Source organism: Acidovorax sp. A79 (assembly GCF_041154505.1).
Lineage (GTDB): Bacteria > Pseudomonadota > Gammaproteobacteria > Burkholderiales > Burkholderiaceae_C > Acidovorax.
Map to the genome: position 1 here is coordinate 2,636,198 of NZ_AP028672.1, position 22,959 is coordinate 2,659,156.

General features: G+C 68.3%; 26 protein-coding genes. 10 read left to right on the forward strand and 16 right to left on the reverse strand.

Features of this window, described 5'->3' with window-relative positions; all coding sequences use genetic code 11:
- A complete protein-coding gene (locus ACAM51_RS12060) occupies positions 1–390 on the reverse strand; it encodes an S-adenosylmethionine decarboxylase family protein (protein WP_218297889.1) in 390 nt (129 codons plus the stop codon).
- 320 nt (positions 391–710) lie between these two features.
- Between ACAM51_RS12060 and ACAM51_RS12065 the strand changes: the two genes are divergently transcribed.
- The 3 genes from ACAM51_RS12065 (at position 711) to gap (ending at position 4,836) form a co-directional block, all read left to right on the forward strand.
- Positions 711–1,340, forward strand: a complete 630-nt coding sequence (locus tag ACAM51_RS12065) for a LuxR C-terminal-related transcriptional regulator (RefSeq protein ID WP_369643646.1) — start codon at positions 711–713, stop codon at positions 1,338–1,340.
- A gap of 317 nt (positions 1,341–1,657) precedes the next feature.
- The gene (tkt, locus tag ACAM51_RS12070; RefSeq protein WP_369643647.1) at positions 1,658–3,745 is read left to right on the forward strand and encodes a transketolase; all 2,088 of its coding nucleotides are present in this window, start codon (positions 1,658–1,660) and stop codon (positions 3,743–3,745) included.
- A gap of 92 nt (positions 3,746–3,837) precedes the next feature.
- The gene (gene gap / locus ACAM51_RS12075; RefSeq protein ID WP_218297892.1) at positions 3,838–4,836 is read left to right on the forward strand and encodes a type I glyceraldehyde-3-phosphate dehydrogenase; all 999 of its coding nucleotides are present in this window, start codon (positions 3,838–3,840) and stop codon (positions 4,834–4,836) included.
- A gap of 119 nt (positions 4,837–4,955) precedes the next feature.
- Here the strand turns inward: gap and ACAM51_RS12080 are convergent, their stop codons facing one another.
- The gene (locus ACAM51_RS12080) at positions 4,956–6,110 is read right to left on the reverse strand and encodes a mechanosensitive ion channel family protein (RefSeq protein ID WP_369643648.1); all 1,155 of its coding nucleotides are present in this window, start codon (positions 6,108–6,110) and stop codon (positions 4,956–4,958) included.
- Between ACAM51_RS12080 and ACAM51_RS12085 the strand changes: the two genes are divergently transcribed.
- The 3 genes from ACAM51_RS12085 (at position 6,109) to ACAM51_RS12095 (ending at position 7,928) form a co-directional block, all read left to right on the forward strand.
- Positions 6,109–6,240 (forward strand): hypothetical protein, encoded by a 132-nt coding sequence (locus ACAM51_RS12085; RefSeq protein WP_369643649.1) that lies wholly within the window; start codon positions 6,109–6,111, stop codon positions 6,238–6,240. The genes ACAM51_RS12080 and ACAM51_RS12085 overlap by 2 nt on opposite strands.
- A 321-nt stretch (positions 6,241–6,561) precedes the next feature.
- Positions 6,562–6,939, forward strand: coding sequence for a DUF4398 domain-containing protein (locus ACAM51_RS12090; RefSeq protein WP_218341771.1), 378 nt, complete (start codon positions 6,562–6,564; stop codon positions 6,937–6,939).
- Between the two features lie 68 nt (positions 6,940–7,007).
- Positions 7,008–7,928 (forward strand): OmpA family protein, encoded by a 921-nt coding sequence (locus tag ACAM51_RS12095; protein ID WP_369643650.1) that lies wholly within the window; start codon positions 7,008–7,010, stop codon positions 7,926–7,928.
- A gap of 234 nt (positions 7,929–8,162) precedes the next feature.
- Here ACAM51_RS12095 and ACAM51_RS12100 read toward each other — a convergent pair whose 3' ends face one another.
- From ACAM51_RS12100 to ACAM51_RS12115, 4 genes are all read right to left on the reverse strand, one after another.
- A complete protein-coding gene (locus ACAM51_RS12100; protein WP_369643651.1) occupies positions 8,163–8,864 on the reverse strand; it encodes a hypothetical protein in 702 nt (233 codons plus the stop codon).
- Positions 8,865–8,996: 132 nt separating this feature from the next.
- Positions 8,997–10,016, reverse strand: a complete 1,020-nt coding sequence (locus ACAM51_RS12105) for an aldo/keto reductase (protein ID WP_218341769.1) — start codon at positions 10,014–10,016, stop codon at positions 8,997–8,999.
- A 56-nt stretch (positions 10,017–10,072) separates the two neighbouring features.
- The gene (locus ACAM51_RS12110) at positions 10,073–10,459 is read right to left on the reverse strand and encodes an iron chaperone (protein WP_369643652.1); all 387 of its coding nucleotides are present in this window, start codon (positions 10,457–10,459) and stop codon (positions 10,073–10,075) included.
- Between the two features lie 16 nt (positions 10,460–10,475).
- Positions 10,476–11,087: a YdeI family protein gene (locus ACAM51_RS12115; protein ID WP_369643653.1), complete on the reverse strand. Its 612-nt coding sequence runs from the start codon at positions 11,085–11,087 to the stop codon at positions 10,476–10,478.
- A 153-nt stretch (positions 11,088–11,240) separates the two neighbouring features.
- On the opposite strand from ACAM51_RS12115, the gene ACAM51_RS12120 reads away from it, so the two are divergent.
- Entirely contained in the window at positions 11,241–11,669 is a 429-nt protein-coding gene (locus ACAM51_RS12120) for a hypothetical protein (protein ID WP_369643654.1), read from the forward strand.
- A 37-nt stretch (positions 11,670–11,706) separates the two neighbouring features.
- On the opposite strand, the gene ACAM51_RS12125 is transcribed toward ACAM51_RS12120, so the two are convergent.
- The gene (locus tag ACAM51_RS12125; protein WP_369643655.1) at positions 11,707–12,711 is read right to left on the reverse strand and encodes an N-acetyltransferase family protein; all 1,005 of its coding nucleotides are present in this window, start codon (positions 12,709–12,711) and stop codon (positions 11,707–11,709) included.
- A gap of 143 nt (positions 12,712–12,854) precedes the next feature.
- Here ACAM51_RS12125 and ACAM51_RS12130 point away from each other — a divergent pair, with 143 nt between their 5' ends.
- Both ACAM51_RS12130 and map read left to right on the forward strand, forming a co-directional pair.
- Positions 12,855–13,109, forward strand: coding sequence for a ParD-like family protein (locus ACAM51_RS12130; protein ID WP_369643656.1), 255 nt, complete (start codon positions 12,855–12,857; stop codon positions 13,107–13,109).
- Entirely contained in the window at positions 13,109–13,900 is a 792-nt protein-coding gene (gene map, locus ACAM51_RS12135; protein WP_369643657.1) for a type I methionyl aminopeptidase, read from the forward strand. The genes ACAM51_RS12130 and map overlap by 1 nt, the downstream gene beginning before the upstream one ends.
- A gap of 130 nt (positions 13,901–14,030) precedes the next feature.
- Here map and ACAM51_RS12140 read toward each other — a convergent pair whose 3' ends face one another.
- The 8 genes from ACAM51_RS12140 to ACAM51_RS12175 form a co-directional block, all read right to left on the reverse strand.
- Positions 14,031–14,990: a Gfo/Idh/MocA family oxidoreductase gene (locus ACAM51_RS12140; RefSeq protein ID WP_369643658.1), complete on the reverse strand. Its 960-nt coding sequence runs from the start codon at positions 14,988–14,990 to the stop codon at positions 14,031–14,033.
- Between the two features lies 1 nt (position 14,991).
- Positions 14,992–15,858, reverse strand: coding sequence for a class III extradiol dioxygenase subunit beta (locus ACAM51_RS12145; protein ID WP_369643659.1), 867 nt, complete (start codon positions 15,856–15,858; stop codon positions 14,992–14,994).
- Positions 15,859–15,860: 2 nt separating this feature from the next.
- Positions 15,861–16,301, reverse strand: a complete 441-nt coding sequence (gene ligA, locus ACAM51_RS12150; protein WP_218297906.1) for a protocatechuate 4,5-dioxygenase subunit alpha — start codon at positions 16,299–16,301, stop codon at positions 15,861–15,863.
- A 4-nt stretch (positions 16,302–16,305) separates the two neighbouring features.
- On the reverse strand, positions 16,306–17,229 hold the full coding sequence (locus ACAM51_RS12155; RefSeq protein ID WP_369643660.1) for an amidohydrolase family protein: 924 nt from the start codon (positions 17,227–17,229) through the stop codon (positions 16,306–16,308).
- A gap of 27 nt (positions 17,230–17,256) precedes the next feature.
- Positions 17,257–18,258: a Bug family tripartite tricarboxylate transporter substrate binding protein gene (locus tag ACAM51_RS12160; RefSeq protein WP_369643661.1), complete on the reverse strand. Its 1,002-nt coding sequence runs from the start codon at positions 18,256–18,258 to the stop codon at positions 17,257–17,259.
- Between the two features lie 91 nt (positions 18,259–18,349).
- Positions 18,350–19,033 carry a 4-carboxy-4-hydroxy-2-oxoadipate aldolase/oxaloacetate decarboxylase gene (ligK, locus tag ACAM51_RS12165; protein WP_218297909.1) on the reverse strand — a complete coding sequence of 228 codons (684 nt, stop codon included), beginning with the start codon at positions 19,031–19,033 and terminating at the stop codon, positions 18,350–18,352.
- A gap of 1 nt (position 19,034) precedes the next feature.
- The gene (locus tag ACAM51_RS12170; RefSeq protein ID WP_369643662.1) at positions 19,035–20,069 is read right to left on the reverse strand and encodes an amidohydrolase family protein; all 1,035 of its coding nucleotides are present in this window, start codon (positions 20,067–20,069) and stop codon (positions 19,035–19,037) included.
- A 195-nt stretch (positions 20,070–20,264) separates the two neighbouring features.
- A complete protein-coding gene (locus ACAM51_RS12175; RefSeq protein ID WP_369643663.1) occupies positions 20,265–20,954 on the reverse strand; it encodes a substrate-binding domain-containing protein in 690 nt (229 codons plus the stop codon).
- A gap of 160 nt (positions 20,955–21,114) precedes the next feature.
- On the opposite strand from ACAM51_RS12175, the gene ACAM51_RS12180 reads away from it, so the two are divergent.
- Entirely contained in the window at positions 21,115–22,035 is a 921-nt protein-coding gene (locus ACAM51_RS12180; protein ID WP_218297912.1) for a LysR substrate-binding domain-containing protein, read from the forward strand.
- Here ACAM51_RS12180 and ACAM51_RS12185 read toward each other — a convergent pair.
- A complete protein-coding gene (locus tag ACAM51_RS12185) occupies positions 22,028–22,945 on the reverse strand; it encodes a DUF1932 domain-containing protein (protein ID WP_369643809.1) in 918 nt (305 codons plus the stop codon). The genes ACAM51_RS12180 and ACAM51_RS12185 overlap by 8 nt on opposite strands.
- Positions 22,946–22,959 lie beyond the last annotated feature (14 nt).

Below are 22,959 nucleotides of genomic sequence, written 5' to 3' on the forward strand. Positions count from 1 at the left end.
TCACGCCACGGCCTCCTGCAGGGCGCCCCGCTGCAGCGCGTGGCGCTGCACGGCCGTGGGCGCGAACAGGGCCACGAGCGCCTCCAGGAGCGCGCGTGCCTTGCCCGAATGGTCCGCACCGAAGTTGCACACATAGACGTCGAGCGTGACGGCCTGCTGTTCGGGCCAGGTGTGCACGCACAGGTGCGACTCGGCCAGCAGCACGGTGGCGGTCACCCCGCCAGGTCCGTGGGCGGTGGCGGGAAATCCGTGGAACAGCTGGCCCACGGGCTGCAGCCCGGCGGCGCGCACGGCGTCGCCGCAGGCCTGGCCCAGGGCGGCGGCATCGAGCAGCCACACGGGGGCGCAGCGGCAGCCATGGAGATCGGCGGTGAGGTGCAGTCCTTGCATGGCCCGCACTGTAGTGCATCACGGGGGCGGGCGACGCCGGGCTTTCGGGCCCGCATCGCGGCCGGGCTGGCGCCACCCCGGCCGGTCCCGGCGGTCCAGCGCCCAGGCGGTGGTCGCGCGCGCGGCGCCACGGACTATCCCGCCGGGGTAGGGCGATGCGCCGGGCGCTCGGGTAGCCTGCGCGGCCCATGACAGCCCCTGCCCCGCAACCCCGGCCCGGCCACCCGAAGCCGCTTGTGCCAACTATTACCGGATCACGCCTGCGCGCGATCGTGGGCCGCCGTTTCGCGGGCACCGACACCCCCCATAGTGTCGCCACCATGAAGATCATCCTTGCCGACGACCACACGCTGTTCCGCGAAGGACTGCAGCACCTGCTGTCGGCACTGGACCCTCAGGCCCAGGTGCTGGAGGCGAACGACTACGCCAGCGCGGCGTTGCTGGTGGTGGAGCATCCCGATGCCGCCCTCGCCCTGGTGGACCTGGACATGCCGGGCCGCGACGCCAGCGCGCCGGGTGGCGGCGGCCTGGAACGCCTGCTGGCGCTGGCGCCCGGCGTGCCGGTGGTGGTGCTCTCCGCCCGCGAAGACCCCGCCGTGGTCCGCGACGTGCTGGACGCGGGCGCCATGGGGTTCATCTCCAAGCGCGAACGCGCCGCCGTGATGCTCAACGCCCTGCATCTGGTGCTGGCCGGCGGCATCTACCTGCCGCCCATGCTCCTGGGCACGGCGGCCCGGGCGTCCGCCTGCGCCGCCCTGACCCCCCGGCAGGTCGAGGTGTTGCACGGCCTGGCGAACGGGCATGCCAACAAGGTGATCGCGCGCCAGCTCGGCATGAGCGAGGCGACCGTGAAGGCGCACACGGGTGCCATCTTCCGCAGCCTGGAGGTCAGCAACCGCGTGCAGGCCGTGCGCATGGCCCGGCGGCTGGGCCTGCTGGCGCCCGACTGAGCCCAAGAAAGCTCCTGATTTGATAGCTGTCAGCGCTTTATAGACAAGCGCTGGTGATCTGTTTGATTCAAAATTGAAGGTCCGGCAGACCGCGGTGCGACGGCCGCGCAATGCGCCCGCCTCCGAGACTCGGAACGGCCGATCACTGAGCGCAGATGTGCCGCGGGCTGCGCGCGGGCCGTGCGGCTTCCGCCGGGGCAAAAGCCGCCAGCGCGGGGGACCGCGCTCCGGGCTCCAGGCCGCCGGTGGAGGGGCGGGGGCGCCGCCCCGGTAAAATGCCGGGTTTCCCCTGAACCTCCCACCCTGAACCCTCCCCCATGGCCAACACCCAGCAATCCCAACAGATGGCAAATGCGATCCGCGCATTGGCCATGGACGCCGTTCAACAAGCCAACTCCGGCCACCCCGGCGCCCCGATGGGCATGGCCGACATGGCCGTGGCGCTGTGGAGCCGCCACCTCAAGCACAACCCCACGAATCCCCAGTGGTTCGACCGCGACCGCTTCGTGCTCTCCAACGGCCACGGCTCGATGCTGCTGTACGCGCTGCTGCACCTCACCGGCTACGACCTGCCCATTGGCGAACTCAAGAACTTCCGCCAGCTGCACAGCAAGACGCCAGGACACCCCGAAGTGGGCTACACCGCTGGCGTGGAAACCACCACCGGCCCGCTGGGCCAGGGCATCACCAATGCCGTGGGCTTCGCGCTGGCCGAAAAGCTGCTGGCTTCCGAGTTCAACCGCGAAGGCCACGCGGTGGTGGACCACAACACCTACGTGTTCCTGGGCGACGGCTGCCTGATGGAAGGCATCAGCCACGAGGCCGTGTCGCTGGCTGGCGCCTGGAAGCTCAACAAGCTGATCGCGCTGTATGACGACAACGGCATCAGCATCGACGGCCAGGTCGCCCCCTGGTTCGCCGACAACACCCCCCTGCGCTTCGTGGCCAGCGGCTGGAACGTGATCGGCCCCATCGACGGCCACGACGCCGACAAGGTGGCCGCCGCCATCGTGGAAGCCAAGAAGCAGACCGAGCGCCCCACCCTCATCGTGTGCAAGACGCACATCGGCAAGGGCAGCCCGAACCGCGCCAACACCGCCAAGGCCCACGGCGAGCCGCTGGGCGCGGAAGAAATCAAGCTCACGCGCGAAGCCCTGGGCTGGACCAGCGAGCCCTTCGTGGTCCCGGACGACGTGTACGCCGGCTGGGATGCCAAGGCCAACGGCCAGGCTGCAGAGGCCGCGTGGAACGAGCGCTTTGCCGCCTACAGCGCCGCCTTCCCCGAGCTGGCCGCCGAACTCACGCGCCGCATGGAGGGCAACCTGCCCGCCAACTTCGCGCAAGTGGCCGTGGACGCCGTGGTGGCGGCCCACACCAAGGGCGAGACCGTGGCCAGCCGCAAGGCCAGCCAGCTGGCGCTGGAAGCCTTCACCGCCGCGCTGCCCGAACTGCTGGGCGGTAGCGCCGACCTGACGGGCTCCAACCTCACCAACACCAAGAGCACCCCCAATCTGCGTTTTGACATGCAGGGCCACGTGGTGCAGACCACGCTGGAAAACGGCCAGAAGATCGGCGGGCGCCACATCAACTACGGCGTGCGCGAGTTCGGCATGGCCGCGATCATGAACGGCATCGCGCTGCACGGCGGCTTCATCCCGTACGGCGGCACCTTCCTCACGTTCAGCGACTACAGCCGCAACGCCATCCGCATGGCCGCGCTGATGAAGCAGCGCGTGATCCACGTGTTCACGCACGACTCCATCGGCCTGGGCGAAGACGGCCCCACCCACCAGTCCATCGAGCACGCCGCCAGCCTGCGTTTGATCCCCAACCTGGATGTGTGGCGCCCCGGTGACACGGCCGAAACCGCCGTGGCCTGGAGCGTGGCCCTGTCCAACAAGGACAAGCCCACCGCGCTGCTGCTGTCGCGCCAGAACCTGCCCTACGCGCCCAAGCGTGACCTGGGCGACATCTCGCGCGGCGCCTACGTGCTCTCCGAACCCGCGGATGTCGGCATCAAGAAGAAGGCCGTGGCCGTGATCATCGCCACCGGCTCCGAAGTGCAGCTGGCGCTCAAGGCCCAGCGCCTGCTGGCCGACAAGAAGATCGCCGTGCGCGTGGTCTCCATGCCCAGCACGACCACGTTCGACCGCGAAGACGCCAAGTACAAGGGCAGCGTGCTGCCCGCCGGCGTGCCCCGCGTGGCCGTGGAGATGGGCGTGACCGACGGCTGGTGGAAGTACGGCTGCGCCGCCGTGGTGGGCATCGACACCTACGGCGAATCGGCCCCGGCGCCCGTGCTGTTCAAGCACTTCGGCTTCACCGAAGAGAACGTGGCCGACGCGGTGCTGGTCGCCATCGGCGCCGCACGGCTCAAGCCCGCCAAGAAGGCCAAGGCCCGCTGAGACGCCTCCCCGCCCGCTGCGTGCCCACTGCTGCAGCGGGCGCGCCCCGGCAGATTCCTGATTTCGACTTTGCAACCTTGGAGAGACACCCTATGACGATCAAGATTGGTATCAACGGCTTTGGCCGCATCGGCCGCAACGTGCTGCGCTCGGCCATCCAGAACTTCAGCGACATCGAAGTCGTGGGCATCAACGACCTGCTGGAGCCGGAGTACCTCGCGTACATGCTGCAGTACGACTCGGTGCACGGTCGCTTCAAGGGCGAAGTCTCGGTGGACGGCAACACCCTGGTCGTCAATGGCAAGAAGATCCGCCTGACGCAAGAGCGCGACCCCGCCAACCTCAAGTGGAACGAAGTCGGCGCCGACGTGGTGATCGAATCCACCGGCCTGTTCCTGGACAAGGTCACCGCGCAAAAGCACATCGATGCGGGCGCCAGGAAGGTCATCCTGTCGGCCCCGTCCAAGGACGACACGCCCATGTTCGTGTTCGGCGTGAACCACGACACCTACGCCGGCCAAGCCATCGTGTCCAACGCCTCGTGCACCACCAACTGCCTGGCCCCCGTGGCCAAGGTGCTCAACGACAAGTGGGGCATCAAGCGCGGCCTGATGACCACGGTGCACGCCGCCACCGCCACGCAAAAGACCGTGGACGGCCCGTCCAACAAGGACTGGCGCGGCGGCCGCGGCATCCTGGAAAACATCATCCCCTCGAGCACCGGCGCCGCCAAGGCCGTGGGCGTGGTGATCCCGGCGCTGAACAAGAAGCTGACCGGCATGTCCTTCCGCGTGCCCACCAGCGACGTGTCGGTGGTCGACCTGACGGTGGAGCTGGACAAGGCTGCCACCTATGAGGAAATCAAGGCCGAGATGAAGGCCCAGTCCGAAGGCGCGCTCAAGGGCGTGCTGGGCTACACCGAGGACAAGGTGGTGGCCACCGACTTCCGTGGCGACACCCGCACGTCCATCTTCGACGCCGACGCCGGCATCGCGCTGGACGGCACCTTCGTGAAGGTCGTGAGCTGGTACGACAACGAATGGGGCTACTCGAACAAGTGCCTGGAAATGGTGCGCGTTGTTTCCAAGTAAGCGTTACCCTTGAGAATGAAGAAGCATTAGAAGCAACTACCCTGTTCAAGCCGGCCGCCTGCAAAGGCTGCCGGCTTTTTTTTGCCCCCCCGCCCCGCGGTGCGCGGCAGGCCACCGCCTCAACGCGCGGCCACGGACGCGGACGCGGCAGCCGCCGCAGCAGCAGCACCAGCCAGCGGCGCCGGGCCCTGGGACTGCGCAGGCGCGCTGGCGATGTGCACCGTGCTGGTGGGAAAGGCAAACTCCACCCCCATGGCCTTGAACTCGCGCATGAGGCCCAGGTTGATGGACTGCTGCAGGTCCATGTAGAGGTTGAACGCCGGGTCCTGGACGATGTAGACCACCTCGTAGTCCAGCGAACTCGCGCCAAACGCCTTGAAGTGCGCGCGGTCGAAGCGCAGCTCCGGATGGGCGTCGATGAGCTTGCGCACCACGCCCGGGATTGCCTCGGCCTGCTCGGGCGTGGTGTTGTACGACACACCGAAGCCGAACACGATGCGCCGCTTCTCCAGCATGCGGTAGTTGCTGATGGTCTGCTTGAGCAGGTCGGTGTTGGACATCACGATCTGCTCGCCCTGCAGGCTGCGGATGCGCGTGGTCTTCAGCCCGATCACCTGCACCATGCCCGAGACGCTTCCGACCACGATGAAATCGCCCACCTCGAAGGGCTTGTCCACCGCGATCGCGAGCGAGGCGAACAGGTCGCCCAGGATGTTCTGCACCGCCAGCGCCACGGCGATGCCCCCCACCCCCAGGCTGGCGATGAAGGCCGTGATGTTCACGCCCACGTTGGACAGGATGGCCAGCAGCACCACGCTCCACAGCAGCGTGCGCAGCCCCCAGGACAACAGCGTGGCGGAGGCGCTGACCTGGGTCATGCCCGTGGACGAATGGCGTTCCACATACCGCCGCACGCCCATGCCGATGGCCCGCATGCCCCACAGGCCCATCTGCAGCGCAAGGGCGACAAACCACAGCTGGCTGAGCCGGCTTTCCCAGCGGCCCGGCAGCTCCAGCAGGCTCGCGCCCACCAGCAGGGCCACGACCACCATGAGCAGGCGGCTCGTGCCCTCCAGCACCTCCACCACGGTGTGCGCCGCCGCGCTGCCGGACTGCGTGGCCCACACCCTGGCACGGCCCGTGAGCAGATGCAGCACCAGCAGGATGCCCACATAGGTCGTGGCGGCGGCGGCCAGCGCCACCATCAGGCTCCACAGCGGAACGCCCACGAAGGTCGTCTCGCGGATCCAGGTTGAGAAGGTCGATGGCGGCATGGTTGTTTCTCCTTGGTGGGGCGGCGGGCGCGGCACGCGCGCCGGGCTGCGGCGCGTGGCCCGCTTGCAGGCCTGCGTGGGCGCGGGTGCGGCCGCCGATGGCCGATGGCAGTGGCGCGCGGTGGACTGATTGATCGACAGCCAGCGCCGCGCAGAGTTCCCGCACCCTTGCACGGCACGGCCGCCAGCACCTGAGTGAGGGACGGGTGAAGCGGTGGACGACGCCCGGCACAGGCCCGGCCACGCCCCACGCAAATTGCAAGCGTTCGTAAGACATGGCCCACAGGAATACAGAGGCAGTGCCTACGCGGGCGGCGGGCCGCGCGGCGAACAATGCATTCATCAAAAAGCTGGCATGCATTGCCTGGCGCCGCGCCCCCTGCCCAGTGAGGCGCGCAACGCGCCGGGGCATGCCCACCAACAATCCACCCGCTCAGGAGGTCTCCACACCATGCACCCATCCACCCCCCTCCGTCTCACGGCCGCAGCCCTCGCGCTGGGCGCCCTGGCAGCATGCTCGTCCACGCCCCCGCCCACCGAACAGATGGCCGTCACCCGCACCACGGTGAACCGCGTGGCGGCGGCGCCGGCGACGGCCACCAGCGCCCCCGTGGACCTGCAGCGTGCGCAGGAAAAACTCATCCTCGCCGAGAAGGCCATGGCCCAGCAGGACTACAAGAACGCCCGGCGCCTGGCGGCCGAGGCCGAGGTCGACGCCCGCGTGGCCGAGACCCGTGCCGACGCGGCACGCAATGCGACCAACCTTGCCCAGGTCCAGGACAGCATCCGCGCGCTGCAGGAAGAAATCAACCGCCGGTCCCCCCGCTGAGGGCCGAGCGCTCCTGACCACGCCGCCCGCACCGCGGGCCGCTCTTGACCTTTGAAGGACACCACACCATGCACCGATTGATCCAACGTACCACCGCCCTGTGCACCAGCCTCATCGCCGTGGGGCTGCTCGCGGCCTGTGCCAGCACCGCGCCGTTCCCGGCGCTGGAGCAGGCCCGCTCCGCCGTGAGCGCCGTCGCCGGCGATCCCATCGTGAACCAGTACGCCCCCGTGGAACTGAAAGAAGCGACCGACGCTCTGGCCCGCGCCGACCGCGAATGGGCCGACGACCACGACGAATCGGAAACCAACCACCTGGCCTACATCGCACGCCAGCGCGCCGAGATCGCCACGAACGCGGCACGCTCACGCCAGCTGGACGCCAGCATCCAGCAAGCCAGCGGCGATGCCGACCGCATCCGCCTGCAGGCCCGCACCCAGGAGGCCGACCAGGCCCGCCTGCGCGCCCAGCAGGCCCAGGCCCAGGCCCTGAACGCCGAGCAGCGCGCCGCCCAGCAGCAGGCCAATGCCAGCGTCGCGATGGCCCAGGCCAGCGCCGCACAGGACCGCGTGCGCGCACTGGAAGCCCAGCTGCGCGACATGGAAGCCCAGCAGACCGAGCGCGGGCTGCTCGTGACGCTGGGCGACGTGCTGTTTGCCTTCAACAAGGCGGAGCTGTCGGCCCAGGCCGGCCCCCGCCTGGACAAGCTGGCCAGCTTCCTCAAGCAGTTCCCGGACCGCAAGCTGCTCGTCGAGGGCTACACCGACAGCGTGGGCTCCGACGGCTACAACCAGGACCTGTCGGACCGCCGCGCCCAGTCCGTGCGCGACGCGCTGGTGCAGCGCGGCGTGGACAACAGCCGCATCACCGCGCGCGGCTACGGCAAGGCCCACCCCGTGGCCGACAACGCATCGCCGGAAGGCCGCGCCATGAACCGCCGCGTGGAGATCGTGATCGCCGACGACAAGGGCACCCTGCGCGGCCGTTGAGCCCCTGGGGCGCCCGATCCCTCGGCGGACAGGCCGGGGGACGGCAAAGTCACCAGATCCCGCCAGCGTGCCGAACGAACAAGCCCTGGAGCATCACTGCTCCAGGGCTTTTTCCTTTCAGGAAGCGCAGCCTTTGAACGTGGGCGCGAGCGGAGGTCTGCGAGGTGTTTGTGACCGCGGAATGCCGCAGCCCGCCTGGTGAGATGGGCGAGAGCCCTCGTGCCTGTGCCTGGCTTAGCCTGCCGAGGACCGACCGGCCGAGACGCCGCTCTGCCGCGCCTTGTTCAATTCGCTCAGGTACGAGCCCAGAATCTGCTGCACCTCCTGCACGGGTCCGAGCACGCTGATGCGCGCGCCGTCCACGGCCACCTGCAATCCCGCCGGCACCGCAAGGAACTGGATCAGGTCGGGGCGGTGCACGCCCAGCTGGTACAGGGAGGTCTTCATGAAGCGTGCCGGATCCTCAAGGCGTGCCTCGTCGTCCAGGTCCGAGAGCCACCAGCCGGAATCCGCCGCGTCGACGGGGTCGTTTCGGGTCAGCAGGATTCGACGGGCTTCCTGGTAGTTCACGTGCACGACGGCGCTTTGGCGAAGCGACGGAAAGTCCGGCGCGATGGACGGGGAGAGGCTCTCCACAACGTCTTTCTGGTTGCGCAGCTGCATGAGCGTGTTGTCGACCGAATCGACGAACTTCACGGGCACCACCTGCATGTCGGGCTCCACCACCCGCAGGAATCCTGCGGGCCCCTCTTCCAGCATCGTGAACATCCAGCCGACCTGCAGGCTCTCGCCACCGCGGAACTTATCGCCCCGGGCGACCCGTTGCTCGAAGAACTGCAGCAGGAAGGAGATGTCCTCCACCGGCACCGCGCTGTTCGACACCCGGATCTGGAACTCGGGATGGCCGTACAGCTTGCACCGGGAAGTGGCGTGCACGGATGGCGTGTCCGGCCGCGCCGGTGCAGGCTTGCGGCCGAATGTCGAGAGGATGGAGCGCAGGGACATTTTTTTCAGGTGCGGCTGGGCGGCCCAGGGCGGCCGCCAGGCGGTCCGGGGCCGCAGGCCGACTTACACCGCGTGGCTTTCGAACGTCTCGGTGTCCACCTCGCTCGCGCTCTGCGCGCTGTAGCGCGGGCCCACCACGGTGCGCTCGTTGATCAGTGCATCCAGCCGCGCGAGCACCGTGGCATCGAGCCGCACACCGGCCGCGCCCACATCGTCCCGCAGGTGCTCCACGCTGGTCGTCCCGGGGATGGGAATGATGTGCCCGCCCTGGTGCAGCAGCCAGGCCAGCGCCAGCTGCGCCGGCGTGCAGCCCACTTCGCGCGCGATGGCCTGGTAGCCGTCCAGCAGCTGCAGGTTGGCGGCGTAGGCATCGGGGGCGAAGCGGGGCATGGCGCGGCGGATGTCCTTGGGGTCGAGGGCGGAGACGTCCCTGAGTTCGCCGCACAGAAAGCCCCGCGCCACGGGGCTGAAGGCCACGAAGGCCGCGCCCAGGTCGCGGCAGGCGTCGAGCACGGCGATCTCGGGGTTGCGTGTCCACAGCGAATACTCGGTCTGCACCGCCGCGACGGGGTGCACCGCGTGCGCGCGGCGCAGGGTGGCGGCCGACACTTCGGACAGGCCGATGCTGCGGATCTTGCCCGCGCGCACCAGGTCGGCCAATGCGCCCACGCTGTCCTCGATGGGCACCTTCTTGTCCCAGCGGTGCAGGTAGTACAGGTCGATCACGTCGGTCTGCAGGCGGCGCAGGCTGTCCTCGCAGGTCTGGCGCAGCGTGGCGGGGCGGCCGTCGATCACGCGCACCAGCTTGCCGTCGCCGTTCACGTCCACGCCCTGCATGCCGCATTTGCTGGCCAGGGTGAAGCGGCTGCGTTGGCTTTTCATCACGCGGCCCACCAGCGTTTCGTTGGCGCCGAAGCCGTACAGCGTGGCGGTGTCGAACAGCGTCACGCCCGCATCGAGCGCGGCCAGCAGCACGCGCTCGCCCTGCTCGGCCGACACGGGCGCGCCGTAGGCGTGCGAAAGGTTCATGCAGCCCAGGCCGATGGCCGAGACGGAGAAAGGTCCAAGGTTTCTTTGTTGCATGGCGCAAGCTTACGGCATGCATGCACCCCGCGCCGCACGGCCGCTACGCGGCGTGCTCACTCCCAGAAGCTGCCCGTGGTGCGCGCGCGCACGCGCTGCACGCTGTACCGCGCGATCTGTTCGATCAGCTCTGCCGGCAGCGGCTGGTCGTAGGGCAGCACGATGGTGCCCTTGGTCGTCCTGACGGCCTGCAGCGCCTGCCCGAAATGCGCGAGCGCCGCAGCGGGCGGCGCAAAGCTCGCATGCGCCTTGTGCGCCGAAAAGGCGTACACGAAGCGCGGCTCGATGAAGAACGGCGTGTTCCACTTGATGGCTTCCTCGGCCTGCGGCGCGGCGCGCTTCAGGATGGCGTACAGCGCATGCAGCAGCGGCTGGCCCGCCTTGGGGGCGGCCGCGATGTAGTCCGCGATGGTGGTGGGTTGGGAGGGCGCGGGCGGGGCCATGGTGGGCGAGGTCCTTTCAGGCCGAAGGTGCAGCAGCATCGCCCGCGCGGGGGCGCCGGGTCCACAGGTCGATCCGCTCGCCGGCCACCGAGGCCGCCAGCAGCTGCGCAAACCGCGCCGCGCGGGTTTCAGGCCGCTTGGCCGACGTCACCCAGTGCAGCATGGACTTGCGGTAGCCCGCGGGGGCGGCCTCGAAGAACTGCCATGCCTTCTTGTGGCGTTTGAACTCGCGCAATTGCGCGGCGGGCAGCTCGGCCACTGCGGCCTGTTCGTGCGAGTAGATCGCGGACTTGTCGGCCTTGCGGTGGCTAAAGGCCGCCAGGCCCGCGGGCGTCATGCGGCCGGCGGCCTGCAGCTGCTCCATCTTGGCGATGTTCACCGCGCTCCAGACGGACGATGGCTTGCGCGGCGTGAAGCGGATGGAATAGGTGTGCTCGTCGATGCGCCGGCGCACGCCGTCGATCCAGCCAAAACACAGCGCCTCGTTCACCGACTCGGACCAGGTCATGCACGGGCGGCCCGAGCCGACCTTGTGGAAGCCCAGGAGCAGTTCGGGCGCGTGTGCCGCATGGGCTTGCAGCCACTGGCGGAAGGCAGCGGAGGTGGCAAAGAAGGCAGGCGGGGTCATGGGGTGCCATTGTTGCCAACATCCGCGCGCACGGATAGCCGGCCATGGCGCGCCGGCCACGGGGGCCGCGATGGTTTGCTGCGCCGGGTCGGCGCGATACATTACGCGAAGCCGCGCGCACCGCAGCGGCCCATCCCGCCCAGGAGAAGCGCCATGCCTTCCGCCATCTACGCAGCCTTCTTCTTCACTGTCGCCATGCTCGTCACCACCGCCTACTTCCTGCTGGGCGGCCTGCCGCTGCTGATCCTCCAGCACGACGAGCCGCTCGACGCCCGGTTCGTGCGCGGTTTCTTCAATGTCTACTACAAGGCTGCATTTTGGGTGGCCCTGTGTGCGTCGGCCAGCTACGCGCTGTGGGGACAGTGGGCCTATGCCGCTGGCGCGGCGGCCATGGCAGCGGTTTCCACGGCCTTGCGCAAGCGCCTGGTGCCCGCCATGGAGCAACTGGGCAGCCAGATAGAAGCCAGGAACGGCGGGGCGGTGCAGCGGTTCCGCCGGGTGCATGCCACCGCGCTGCTCGTCAATCTTGCCCAGCTGGTGGTGCTTGTCTGGGGGCTCATCGCGCTGTCCCGGTCCCTGTGACAGCCCGCGCCTGCCGGCCGCGTGGTGCCGGTGGCGTTCAGGCCCCGCGGCTGGCGGTGCCCAGTTCCAGCGGCTTGCGGAACACGCAGTTGCGCTGTTCCACAACGAAGCCGCAGTCCGTATAGACGCGCAGCGCGCCGCTCGCATTCTCACTGTCCACCCCCAGCCCGGACTCCTGCATGCCTGCATCGGCCTGGGCGCGCAGGCTGCGCGCAATCAGGGCCCGCGCCAGGCCGCGGCGCCGCCAGCGCTCGCCCACGCTGATGAATTCCGTCCATCCGCGCTGGCGGCCATTGCCCGCGTTCCATGTGGTGTCGATGTAGGTGCGCACCTGGCCCGCCACCTCGTTCATCCGCACGTCCCAGGCCACCTGCCACAGGTGCGGCTGGAAGACCGGGCTGGCCAGCCAGCGCTGGTAGTCCGCCTCGTCGGGCGGTGCATAGCCCCAGTGCGCATGGAAAGCGCGGGCATGCGCATCCCAGATGGCGCGGTAGTGGCCGGGCTGCACCGCACGCACTTCCAGGTCGGCAGGCAGCGCAAAGTCGGCAATGGCCTGCAGCGTGGGGCGGCCCATGGTGAAGAAATAGCGCTCGGGCCGGTAGCCCGCTTTTTCCAGCAGCGCCGCACGCGCGGTTTCGCCCTCTGTGACGAAGGCGTGGTGCGCATGCGGGCCGGCCTGGCCCAGGGCCGCCGCCATCTCGCGCTGGCGCGCCTCCAGCCACGCGTGCAGCCGTGCGCCGATGCCCTGCCGGCGCCACTGCGGCGCAACGACCGCAAACTGCCCGTAGAGCTGCAGCCCATCGGCCTGTGCCCAATGCCAGGCACGCACATAGCCAGCGATCTCATCGCCCGCCTGCGCGATCCACACGTCCTGCTGCGGCACGCACTGGGTGAACGCGGCGTAGTCCCGCGCCACGTCCTCCACGGTGCGAAAGAACCGGGTCTGGTCGGCGGCAAAGCTGGCGTTCGCACAGGCGACCATGGCCGGAAAATCCGAGGCCCCGGCAAAAGCGCGGAATGTCACGTGCTGCGGTGGTTGCATCGGGATGGGCTCCTGGGGCGGTGTGTCCGGGGTGTGAGGGCATGGCAAGCCTGGCATTGTGGCCAGCGCACCCTGTGTGCCACCTTAAGACGCAGCCAAACGTTTTATATATAATTCGTATACGTTTTGTATAGAGATCATCCATGGGTATCGTCAAGATTTCAGACCAGATGCACGAAAACCTGCGTGTCGCAGGCACCGCGCTGAGCCGCTCCATCAACGCGCAGGCCGAGCACTGGATGCGGGTGGGCATGCTGACCGAGATGCACCCGGAGCTCGACCACCGCGAGATCTGCCAGTTGCTGGTGCGGGCCGAACTGGCGGGTGGCTTCGATATCGGCATGGCGGTGAACGGCCTGCCGGCCAAGCCCCGCGCCGTGGCCAACGGGAAGCACTGATGGCACGCGACGTTCCCATCCGGTCTGCGGACGAGCTGGCACAGTCCCGGCGCGCCGCGCAGCTGGCCGCCGAGGTGCTGCACATGATCGAGCCCCACGTGGTGCCCGGCGTGAGCACCGAAGAACTGGACCGCATCTGCCACGACCACATCGTGAACGTGCAGGGCGCGGTGCCGGCCAACGTGGGCTACCTGGGGTATCCCAAGACCATCCTCACTTCCGTCAACCAGGTGGTCTGCCACGGCATTCCGTCGCACGACAAGATCCTGAAGAAGGGCGACATCGTGAACATCGACGTGGCGGTGATCAAGGACGGCTGGTACGGCGACACCAGCCGCATGTACTTCGTCGGGCCGCCCAGCCTGCTCGCCCGGCGCCTGGTGGAGACGACGTACGAAGCCCTGTGCGCGGGCATCCGGCAGGTGCGTCCCGGCGCCACGCTGGGCGACGTCGGCCACGCGATCCAGACGGTGGCGCAGCGCGAGCGCTTCAGCGTGGTGCGCGAGTACTGCGGGCACGGCATCGGGCAGGTCTACCACGACGTGCCCAACGTGCTGCACTACGGCCAGCGCGGCACCGGGCTCACGCTGGAGGCCGGCATGGTCTTCACCATCGAGCCCATGCTCAACGCGGGCGGCCGCGAGACCAGGGAGCTGGCGGACGGATGGACCGTGGTGACCAAGGACCGCTCGCTGTCCGCGCAGTGGGAGCACATGGTGGCGGTGACGCCCGACGGATACGAGGTGCTCACGGCCTGGCCGGGCGGCACGGGCAGCTACGCGCCGATCTGACCGCCGGCTTCAGCCAGGGGCACTGCGTGTGCAGGACGCCCGGGTAAGAAAAAAAGCAGCTATCGATTCGATAGCTGCCTGCGCGCTCCTGATGAGCGCAGGGGGCCTATCCAGCCCCATAAACCCAACTTCAGCCCGCGTTGAGCTGCTGCTCCAGGTCGTGCAGCACCTCGTAGCAGGCGAGCACGCGGCCCACGCTGGAGTTGGGCTCGCGGCCTTCGCGGATGGCGGCGAAGAACTCGCGGTCCTGCAGCTCGATGCCGTTCATCGACACGTCGACATGGCTCACGTCGATCTTCTCGTCCTTGCCGTTGTACAGGTCGTCGTAGCGCGCCAGGTACGTTGCCGTGTCGCCGATGTAGCGGAAGTACGTGCCCAGCGGGCCGTCGTTGTTGAAGCTCAAGCTCAGCGTGCAGATGGCGCCATTGGCGGCCTTGAGCTGGATGCTCATGTCCATCGCGATGCCCAGCACCGGGTGGATGGGGCCCTGGATGGCGTTGGCCTTCACGATGGGGCTGCCCGCCTGGTAGGCGAACAGGTCCACGGTGTGGGCGGCGTGGTGCCACAGCAGGTGGTCCGTCCAGCTGCGCGCCTGGCCCAGCGCGTTGGTGTTGGTGCGGCGAAAGAAGTAGGTCTGCACATCCATCTGCTGGATGTTGAACTCGCCGGCCTGGATCTTCCGGTGCACGTACTGGTGGCTGGGGTTGAAGCGGCGCGTGTGGCCGCACATGGCCACCAGGCCTTTTTCCTTTTGCGCGGCGACGACCTGCTGCGCGCCCTTCAGGCTGTCGGCCAGCGGGATCTCCACCTGCACGTGCTTGCCGGCCTTCAGGCATGCGATGCTCTGCTCGGCGTGCATCTGCGTGGGCGTGCACAGGATCACCGCGTCCACCTCGGGCAGGGCCAGGCTGTCGGCCAGGTCGGTGGTGACATGGCCGATGCCGTATTTGGCGGCGACTTCCTTCGTTTTGTCGAGGTCGCGGCTGATCAGCGAAACGACTTCCACGCCGTCGATGTTCTGGATGCCGTCCAGGTGCTTGATGCCGAAGGCACCCGCGCCCGCAAGCGCTACTTTGATGGTCTTGGTCATGTCAGGTGTTCTCCAGGATCAGGTGGCCCACGGCCGTGTTGGATGCGGGCACATGGTAGAAGCGGTGCACCAGCTTCGGGGGCTTGCCGCCGGCCACGTCGGCCATGGCGCCGCGCGCGATGAGCCACATCACGAGTTCGATGCCCTCGCTGCCCGCCTCGCGCACGTAGTCGATGTGCGGGATGCTGGCGGCGGCCTCGGGGTCGCTGATGAGCTTGTCGAGGAAGGCGTTGTCGAAGTCCTTGTTGATCAGGCCCGCGCGCGGACCCTGCAGCTGGTGGCTCATGCCGCCCGTGCCCCAGATGTGCACGTTGAGGTCTTCGTCGTAGCTCTCCACGGCCTTGCGGATCGCCTGGCCCAGGTTGTAGCAGCGCCGCCCGCTGGGCACGGGGTACTGCACCACGTTGACCGCGAACGGGATCACCGGGCAGGGCCAGGCTCCTTCCACCGGATCCTGCGGGCCGCACATGAGCGACAGCGGCACCGTGAGGCCGTGGTCCACGTCCATGCGGTTGACGATGGTGAGGTCGAAATCCTGCTGGATGACCGACTGCGCGATGTGCGAGGCCAGGTCCGGGTGGCCGATGACCTTGGGCACGGGGCGCGGGCCCCAGCCCTCGTCGGCGGGCTGGTACTCGGCGGCGGTGCCGATGGCGAAGGTGGGGATCATCTCCAGGCTGAAGGCCGTGGCATGGTCGTTGTAGACGAGGAAGATGACGTCGGGCTTGTTGTCCTTCATCCACTGCTTGGAGAAGTCATAGCCCGCGAACAGCGGCTTCCAGTAGTCCTCTTGCGTCTTGCCCAGATCGAGCGCGGCGCCGATGGCGGGCACGTGCGAGGTGAAGACGGAGGCGGTGATACGCGCCATGTTCAGTTTCCTTTCTTTCCCGCAGCACCCTGCGGCTGGCGGTGCGCCTGGGCATCGCCGTCTTCGCCGATGACGCGGTTGCCCTGAGCCGACCGGCCGCCACCGACCATCATGGCGCGGTACTCGTCCTCGGTCATTCCGGTCATGGAACCGGCCATCTGCTGGAAGCTCTTGCCATCGGTGGCACCGATCTTGGCCAGGAAGTAGATGTTGCCGCCCAGGCGGATGCACCAGTTGAGGTCGCGCGCGAGCACGGCCTGCTTCTGTTCCTCGGTCATCGCCCACTCGTCGAGGTAGGCGCGCTCGTCGGCCTTGAAGCGGGCGCGGTTGTCGGCCTTCATGAGGCTCATGCAGAACTGGTTGAGCCAGTAGCCCTTGCGGCTTTGCTCTGCATCGAAGATGGTCGTGCCGGGCACGTCCAGGTAGGGTTTGTCGAGGGACATGGCGTCAGCCCTTTTCTTCTTCCGGCCAGTACAGCCGCATGGGATTGTCCACCAGCAGTTTTTGCTGCAGCCCGGCCGTGGTGGCGATGTGCGGGATGAAGTCCACCAGCAGGCCGTCGTCGGGCATGTGGTCCTTGAGGTTGGGGTGCGGCCAGTCGGTGCCCCAGAGCACGCGGTCCGGGAACTCCTCGACCACGCGGCGCGCGAATGGCACCACGTCGCGGTAGGCGGCATGCTCGCCATCGAGCGCCTTGGGCCCGGCCACGCTCAGGCGCTCGGGGCAGCTGACCTTGCTCCACACATTGGGGTGCTGGCGCATGAATTTCAGGAACAGCTCGAACTCGGGCCCGTCCACGGGCTTGGTCACGTCAGGGCGGCCCATGTGGTCCACCACCACCGTGGTGGGCAGTGCGGTGAAGAAATCCCACAGCTCGGGCAGGTCCACCGCCTCGAAGTAGATCACCACGTGCCAGCCGAGCTTGGCGATGCGCGCCGCGATCTCCATGAGCTCGTCCTTGGGCGTGAAGTCCACCAGGCGCTTGACGAAATTGAAGCGCACGCCGCGCACGCCGGCGTCGTGCATGGCCTGCAGCTCCTCGTCGCTCACCGAGCGGCGCACCGTGGCCACGCCGCGCGCCTTGCCGCCCGAGTGCACGAGCGCATCGACCATGGCGCGGTTGTCCGCGCCATGGCAGGTGGCCTGCACCACCACGTTGCGCGCGAAGCCCAGGTGGTCGCGCAGCGCATAGAGCTGCTGCTTGCTGGCGTCGCAGGGCGTGTACTTGCGCTCGGGCGCGTAGGGAAATTCGGCGCCGGGGCCGAACACGTGGCAGTGCGCGTCCACGGCGCCCGCGGGCACCTGAAAACGCGGCTTGCTCGGGCCGGCGTACCAGTCGAGCCAGCCAGGGGTCTTGGTGAATTCACTCATGTGCGTGCTCCTTGCGTTTCGCTCCGATCAATCCAGCGACACATTGGCCTTCCTGATCACATCGCCAAAGCGCTGGCTCTCGTCCTTCACGAACTGGGCGAACTGCGCACGCGTGGTGGGGAACTGCTCGTAGCCGAAGGTCTTGAACTTCTCGGCCACATCGGGGCCGGTCAGGGCCTGCTCGATGTCGCGCTTGATCTTGTCGGTGACGGCCGCGGGCAGGCCGGGCGGCACGGCGATGGCGTTCCAGCCGGTCACGGCGAAGTCCTTGGGGCCACCGGCTTCGGCCACGGTGGGCACGTCGGGGAACTCGGCCGACCGCTGGGGGCCGGCGAACGCCAGCAGGCGCAGCTTGCCCGCGCGGTACAGCGGCCCGGCGGTGGCGGCGCTGCCCAAGGCGAAGTCGATGTCGCCGGTGGCGACCGAGGTGTACAGCTGCGTGGTCTCCTTGAAGATCACGTGCTCCATCTGCGTGCCGGTGGCGCTCTCGAACAGCTCGGAGCCCAGGTGCACGGGGTTGCCCACCGACCAGGAGCCGTAGTTGAGCTTGCCCGGGCGGGCCTTGGCATCGGCCACGATGTCGCCCACGGTCTTGTACTTGCTGCCCGTGCCCACGGTGAAGAAGAAGTGGGTCTTGAACAGTGGCAGCAGCGTGTCGAAGTCCTTGGCCACGTCATAGGGCAGCTTCTTGAACAGGCTGGGGTAGGCGGCCAGGTGCACGTTGTCCAGCACGATCAGGTCGTGGCCGTCCTTGGCGCCGCGCTTGAAGGCGTCGATGGCGATGAAGCCGTTGCCGCCGGGGCGGTTCTCGACCACCACGGGCTGGCTCCAGATGCGGCCCAGCTTCTCGGCCACGATGCGCGCCACGCCGTCGGGACCACCGCCCACGGGGAAGGGCGTGATGATGCGCACGGGCTTGGTGGGGAAGGCCTGGGCGTGTGCGCCGTGGGACGCGAGGCCCAGGGTGGCGGCCAGGCCCAGGGCCAAGGCAAGACTGCGACGCAGGGGGGACAAGGTGCGAAAGGTCATGGGATGCAGAAAAAAAGAATGCTATAAATTCAATAGCTTCCAGCGCTTTCCAGTAAAGCGCCAGAGGCCTGAAAGATTCAAAACTGGCGTGTCAGTCGATGTACCTGAGGCCCGCCTTCTCCAGGCCGGGGCGCATGTTGTACATATCCAGGCCCAGCACGCCCGAAGCGAGCTTGGCGCGCTTTTCGCCTTCGAAGCTCTCGCGCTTTTGCGCGGCTTCCAGCGTGGCGGCGGCACGTGCGGCGGGCACGCAGACCACGCCGTCGTCATCGGCCACGATCACGTCGCCCGGCGTGACGAGCGCACCGGCGCACACCACGGGGATGTTCACCGAGCCCAGCGTGGCCTTGATCGTGCCCTTGCTGCTGATGGCGCGGCTCCACACGGGGAAGTTCATCTCCTGCAGCGTCTTCACGTCGCGCACGCCGGCGTCGATGATGAGCGCGCGGGCGCCACGGGCCTGGAAGGACGTGGCCAGCAGGTCGCCGAAGTAGCCATCGGTGCATTCGGAGGTGACGGCCGCCACCACGATGTCGCCGGGCTGGATCTGCTCGGCCGCCACATGCATCATCCAGTTGTCGCCGGGCTGCAGCAGCACGGTCACGGCCGTGCCGCTGACCTGCTGGCCGCCGTAGATGGGCCGCATGTACGGCTTGAGCAGGCCCACGCGGCCCATGGCCTCGTGCACGGTGGCCGAGCCCAGGGCGGCCAGGCCGTCGGCGGCCGCGCGGTCGGCGCGGGTGATGTTGCGGTAGACAACGCCTAGTTCGTACATGTCAGAGCCCCTTTGCCTTCAGGCGTGCATCGAGTCGGGAGAACACGCGGCGCGTGTTGGCTTCGTAGATCTGGTGCTTGTCTTCGGCACTGAGGATCGTGGACGCCTCGATGTAGCGCTTGGTGTCGTCGTAGTAGTTGCCGGTGGTCGGGTCGATGCCGCGCACCGCGCCGATCATTTCGCTGGCGAACAGCACGTTCTTCACCGGGATCACCGTGTTCAGCAGGTCGATGCCGGGCTGGTGGTACACGCAGGTGTCGAAGTACACGTTGTTCATCAGGTGCTCGTCGAGCAGCGGCTTCTTCATCTCCTGCGCCAGCCCCCGGAAACGGCCCCAGTGGTAGGGCACCGCGCCGCCGCCGTGCGGGATCAGGAACTTGAGCGTGGGGAAGTCCTTGAACAAATCGCCCTGGATCAGCTGCATGAAGGCCGTGGTGTCGGCGTTCAGGTAGTGCGCGCCCGTGGTGTGGAAGCACGCGTTGCAGCTGGTGCTCACGTGGATCATGGCGGGCAGGTCGTACTCCACCATCTTTTCGTAGATGGGGTACCAGTGCTTGTCGGTCAGCGGCGGGCTGGTCCAGTGGCCGCCCGAGGGGTCGGGGTTCAGGTTGATGCCGACGGCGCCGTATTCCTTGACGCACTTTTCCAGCTCGGGGATGCAGGTGGCGGGATCGACACCAGGGCTTTGCGGCAGCATGGCCACGGGCACGAAGTGGTCGGGGAACAGCGTGGAGACGCGGTAGCACAGCTGGTTGCAGATGGCGGCCCAGGTGCTCGACACCTCGAAGTCGCCGATGTGGTGGGCCATGAAGCTGGCGCGCGGGCTGAACAGCGTGATGTCGCTGCCGCGCTCCTTCATCAGCCTGAGCTGGTTGGTCTCGATGGACTCGCGCAGCTCGTCGTCGCTGATCTTCAGGTCCGCCACCTTGGGCATCTGGGCGGGGTCCTTGATGCCGGCGATCTGCGCATTGCGCCAGTTCTCCAGCGCCTTGGGGGCCGTGGTGTAGTGGCCGTGGCAGTCGATGATGAGGCTCATGTCTCGGTTCTCCTTATGTCTATGTCAGTTCTTCGCACCGGCCCGCAAAGCCCGCAAGCCTTGCCGCTGGCACGACGTCATCGCGAGGGATGCCAAGCAAGGGCCGCCCCGCAGCGAGGGCGTCGTCCCCCTTCCCGCAGCGCGCAGCGGTGCGAGAGAAGGGGGAAGGCGCGAAGCGCCTCAGGGGGTTGTTCCTCATACAGGCTCCATGCCCTGCTTGCGCTTGGCATCTGCAGCCTGTGGCGACGCCATGTAGACCAGCAGTTCGCGGGCCGCGTCGGCCTGCTGCGACAACGCGCCGATCCCGGCGGAAAACGTGGTCGTGACCTGGATGGCGGGCGGCAGCGGCCCGACGATGGTGATGCCCTGCACGTGCAGCAGCTCGCTCAATTGCTGAAAACCGAGTTCCACCTCGCCCTTGGCCACCAGCGAGCCCACGGGCACGCCGGGCGGGGCCTGCACCATGCGGCCGGCGATCTCATCAGCGATGCCCCAGCGCTCGAACAGTTTTGCCAGCGCCACGCCGCTCGGGCCGGTGGAGTAGCTGATGCTGCGCGCCGCCAGCACGGCCTGGCGCACGGCGTCTTCGGAGCCGATGTCCGGCAGCGGCGCACCGGTGGGCACGGCCACCGCCACGCCCGACTGCACCAGGTCCACCACGCTGCCGGGCACGATGCAGCCGGCCGCCAGCAGCCTGGCGATGGCGTCGGAGGCGAGCACCACCACATCGAAGGCCTCGCCGGCCAGCACGCGCTGGGCGGCGTCCACGCCGCCCACGGCCTCGATGCTGGCGCGGTGACCGGTCGCCTGCTCATAGCCGGAGGTCAGCTCGGCCAGCACCTGGCGGGTGGCCATGGACGAGATTCCGCGAAGGTGTTGGGGCATGGCGGGCGTCGATTGGAAAGGGGACAACAAGGCTGCGGCACAGGCGGCGGTGCCGCTGTGTAGGCCGATTCTGGGTGAAGGCAAGCTATACAAAAAGTAGGCACACCATCTATCAGGTATATCATTTACCGATAGGAAACACTCCCCTCTGTCGACCCCCATGGACCTCAAGCAGCTGGAATACTTTGTGCGCGTGGCCGAGCTGGGCAGCTTCACCCGCGCGGCCGCCGCGCTGGACGTGGCGCAGTCGGCGCTGAGCCGCCAGATCCGCCTGCTGGAGGTGGAGCTGCGCCAGAATCTGCTGGTGCGCAACGGCCGGGGCGCCACGCCCACCGAGGCGGGCAAGCTGCTGGTGGAGCACGGGCGCGGCATCCTGCACCAGATGGCGCGGGCGCGCGAAGACATGGACCGCATGCGCGGCGGGCTGTCGGGCCGCGTGGCCATCGGCCTGCCCAACAGCGTGGCGCGGGTGATGACGGTGCCGCTGACCCGCGCGTTCCGCCAGGAGCTGCCCGAGGCGCGCCTGTCCATCAGCGAGGGGCTCTCGGGCGCCATCCTGGAGGGGCTGGTCAGCGGGCGCCTGGACATCGTGGTGCTCTACAACGCCCAGCCCTCGCGCGACATCGACGTGTCGCACCTCATCGACGAAGACCTGGTGCTGGTGCGCGTGCGCCCGCCCGGCCTGGCCGAAGACCCGCCGCCCGGCCCCATCCCGCTGGCCGAGGTGGCGCGGCTGCCGCTGATCATCCCATCGCGCCCGAACGCCATCCGCATGCATGTGGAATCGGAAATGGCCAGCATCGGCTGCCGCCCCGAGGTGGCGCTGGAGATCGACGGCGTCTCCGCCATCCTGGACCTGGTGGCCGACGGCGCGGGCTGCGCGGTGCTGTCGCGCAATGCGCTGCTCAACTCGCCCCGGCCTTCGGCCTACACCGCCCAGGTCATCGGCACGCCCGGCAAGCCACCACTGCGCATCGCGCTGTCGCTGGCCACCAGCCTGCAGCGGCCGGCCACGCAGGTGCAAAAGGCGGCGCTGGACCTGATCCAGCGCACCGTGCCGCTCGTTTTCGAGCCTACCTAGAACGGTCCCCCGAGGGGGTTCGGGCCGCAAGCAAGGCATCCGCGTAGTCCTGCCAGCGCGCGCCTTGGGCCACGTCCGCAAACGCGCCCGTGGCGGCCAGGTCGGCCACCCACTGCTGCTTGGCGGCAATGGCCGATGCCATCACGGGCTCCATGCCTGCTTCGCGCACGGTGTGGGCGGACTCGCGCATTTCCTCCGCGCGGCGTTGGCCGTGCTGCGCCACGCGGCTCAGGAAGTACGCGCCCTGCGCGCTCCAGTCGATGCCGGGAAAGGTCTCCTGCAGCGTGGGCAGCACCTGGTCTTCCACACCGTAGTGGCGGGCCGTGGCGTAGCTCTCGGCCACCAGCGCCTCCAGGCCCTTGATCATGATGCTGCGGCACATCTTGATGGCGCTGGCGATGCCCAGTTGCGCGCTCACCGGCTTGGCATCCATGCCCCAGCGGCCCAGCACCTCCGCCAGCGCGGCGGCCTGTGCGCCGCCCAGCAGCATGGGAACGCGGATGCCATGGGGCGGCACCGAGGTCATCACGCCCGCCTCCACGTAGTGCGCGCCGCGCGCATCCACCAGCGCGGCCGCCTGCTGCTTGGTGCCGGGCGATGCGGAATTCAGGTCGAGGAACGCCGTGCCCGCGCGCAGGTGCGGTGCGGCCGCTGCGGCCACGGCCAGCGTGCTGGAGGCAGTGACGGCCGAGATGACAAGGTCCGAGCGCCCGCACAGCTCGCGCACCGAGGCCGTGGCCACGGCGCCCGCCCGGTCTGCGTGCGCGCGCTCTGCGGACGCTGTGCGATCGTCCCCGAACTTCAGGTCCCAGGCAGCGATGCTCGCCACGCCCGGCTGGCCCTTGAGGCCCGTGCCGAAAATCTTGCCCACCTCGCCGTAGCCAATGAGGCCGATGTGTTCAATCTGCAGGTTCATCTTTTGCC

Excerpts from the sequence above, each read along its gene's own strand:
- ACAM51_RS12125 (WP_369643655.1), bottom strand. The coding sequence starts at position 12,711 with ATGCAACCACCGCAGCACGTGACATTCCGCGCTTTTGCCGGGGCCTCG.
- ACAM51_RS12060 (WP_218297889.1), bottom strand. The coding sequence starts at position 390 with ATGCAAGGACTGCACCTCACCGCCGATCTCCATGGCTGCCGCTGCGCC.
- map (WP_369643657.1), top strand. The coding sequence starts at position 13,109 with ATGGCACGCGACGTTCCCATCCGGTCTGCGGACGAGCTGGCACAGTCC.
- ligK (WP_218297909.1), bottom strand. The coding sequence starts at position 19,033 with ATGTACGAACTAGGCGTTGTCTACCGCAACATCACCCGCGCCGACCGC.
- ACAM51_RS12130 (WP_369643656.1), top strand. The coding sequence starts at position 12,855 with ATGGGTATCGTCAAGATTTCAGACCAGATGCACGAAAACCTGCGTGTC.
- ACAM51_RS12085 (WP_369643649.1), top strand. The coding sequence starts at position 6,109 with ATGGTTGTTTCTCCTTGGTGGGGCGGCGGGCGCGGCACGCGCGCCGGG.
- tkt (WP_369643647.1), top strand. The coding sequence starts at position 1,658 with ATGGCCAACACCCAGCAATCCCAACAGATGGCAAATGCGATCCGCGCA.
- ACAM51_RS12155 (WP_369643660.1), bottom strand. The coding sequence starts at position 17,229 with ATGAGTGAATTCACCAAGACCCCTGGCTGGCTCGACTGGTACGCCGGC.
- gap (WP_218297892.1), top strand. The coding sequence starts at position 3,838 with ATGACGATCAAGATTGGTATCAACGGCTTTGGCCGCATCGGCCGCAAC.
- ACAM51_RS12140 (WP_369643658.1), bottom strand. The coding sequence starts at position 14,990 with ATGACCAAGACCATCAAAGTAGCGCTTGCGGGCGCGGGTGCCTTCGGC.
- ACAM51_RS12110 (WP_369643652.1), bottom strand. The coding sequence starts at position 10,459 with ATGGCCCCGCCCGCGCCCTCCCAACCCACCACCATCGCGGACTACATC.
- ACAM51_RS12080 (WP_369643648.1), bottom strand. The coding sequence starts at position 6,110 with ATGCCGCCATCGACCTTCTCAACCTGGATCCGCGAGACGACCTTCGTG.
- ACAM51_RS12180 (WP_218297912.1), top strand. The coding sequence starts at position 21,115 with ATGGACCTCAAGCAGCTGGAATACTTTGTGCGCGTGGCCGAGCTGGGC.
- ACAM51_RS12145 (WP_369643659.1), bottom strand. The coding sequence starts at position 15,858 with ATGGCGCGTATCACCGCCTCCGTCTTCACCTCGCACGTGCCCGCCATC.
- ACAM51_RS12065 (WP_369643646.1), top strand. The coding sequence starts at position 711 with ATGAAGATCATCCTTGCCGACGACCACACGCTGTTCCGCGAAGGACTG.
- ACAM51_RS12095 (WP_369643650.1), top strand. The coding sequence starts at position 7,008 with ATGCACCGATTGATCCAACGTACCACCGCCCTGTGCACCAGCCTCATC.
- ACAM51_RS12160 (WP_369643661.1), bottom strand. The coding sequence starts at position 18,258 with ATGACCTTTCGCACCTTGTCCCCCCTGCGTCGCAGTCTTGCCTTGGCC.
- ACAM51_RS12175 (WP_369643663.1), bottom strand. The coding sequence starts at position 20,954 with ATGCCCCAACACCTTCGCGGAATCTCGTCCATGGCCACCCGCCAGGTG.
- ACAM51_RS12170 (WP_369643662.1), bottom strand. The coding sequence starts at position 20,069 with ATGAGCCTCATCATCGACTGCCACGGCCACTACACCACGGCCCCCAAG.
- ligA (WP_218297906.1), bottom strand. The coding sequence starts at position 16,301 with ATGTCCCTCGACAAACCCTACCTGGACGTGCCCGGCACGACCATCTTC.
- ACAM51_RS12115 (WP_369643653.1), bottom strand. The coding sequence starts at position 11,087 with ATGACCCCGCCTGCCTTCTTTGCCACCTCCGCTGCCTTCCGCCAGTGG.
- ACAM51_RS12105 (WP_218341769.1), bottom strand. The coding sequence starts at position 10,016 with ATGCAACAAAGAAACCTTGGACCTTTCTCCGTCTCGGCCATCGGCCTG.
- ACAM51_RS12090 (WP_218341771.1), top strand. The coding sequence starts at position 6,562 with ATGCACCCATCCACCCCCCTCCGTCTCACGGCCGCAGCCCTCGCGCTG.
- ACAM51_RS12120 (WP_369643654.1), top strand. The coding sequence starts at position 11,241 with ATGCCTTCCGCCATCTACGCAGCCTTCTTCTTCACTGTCGCCATGCTC.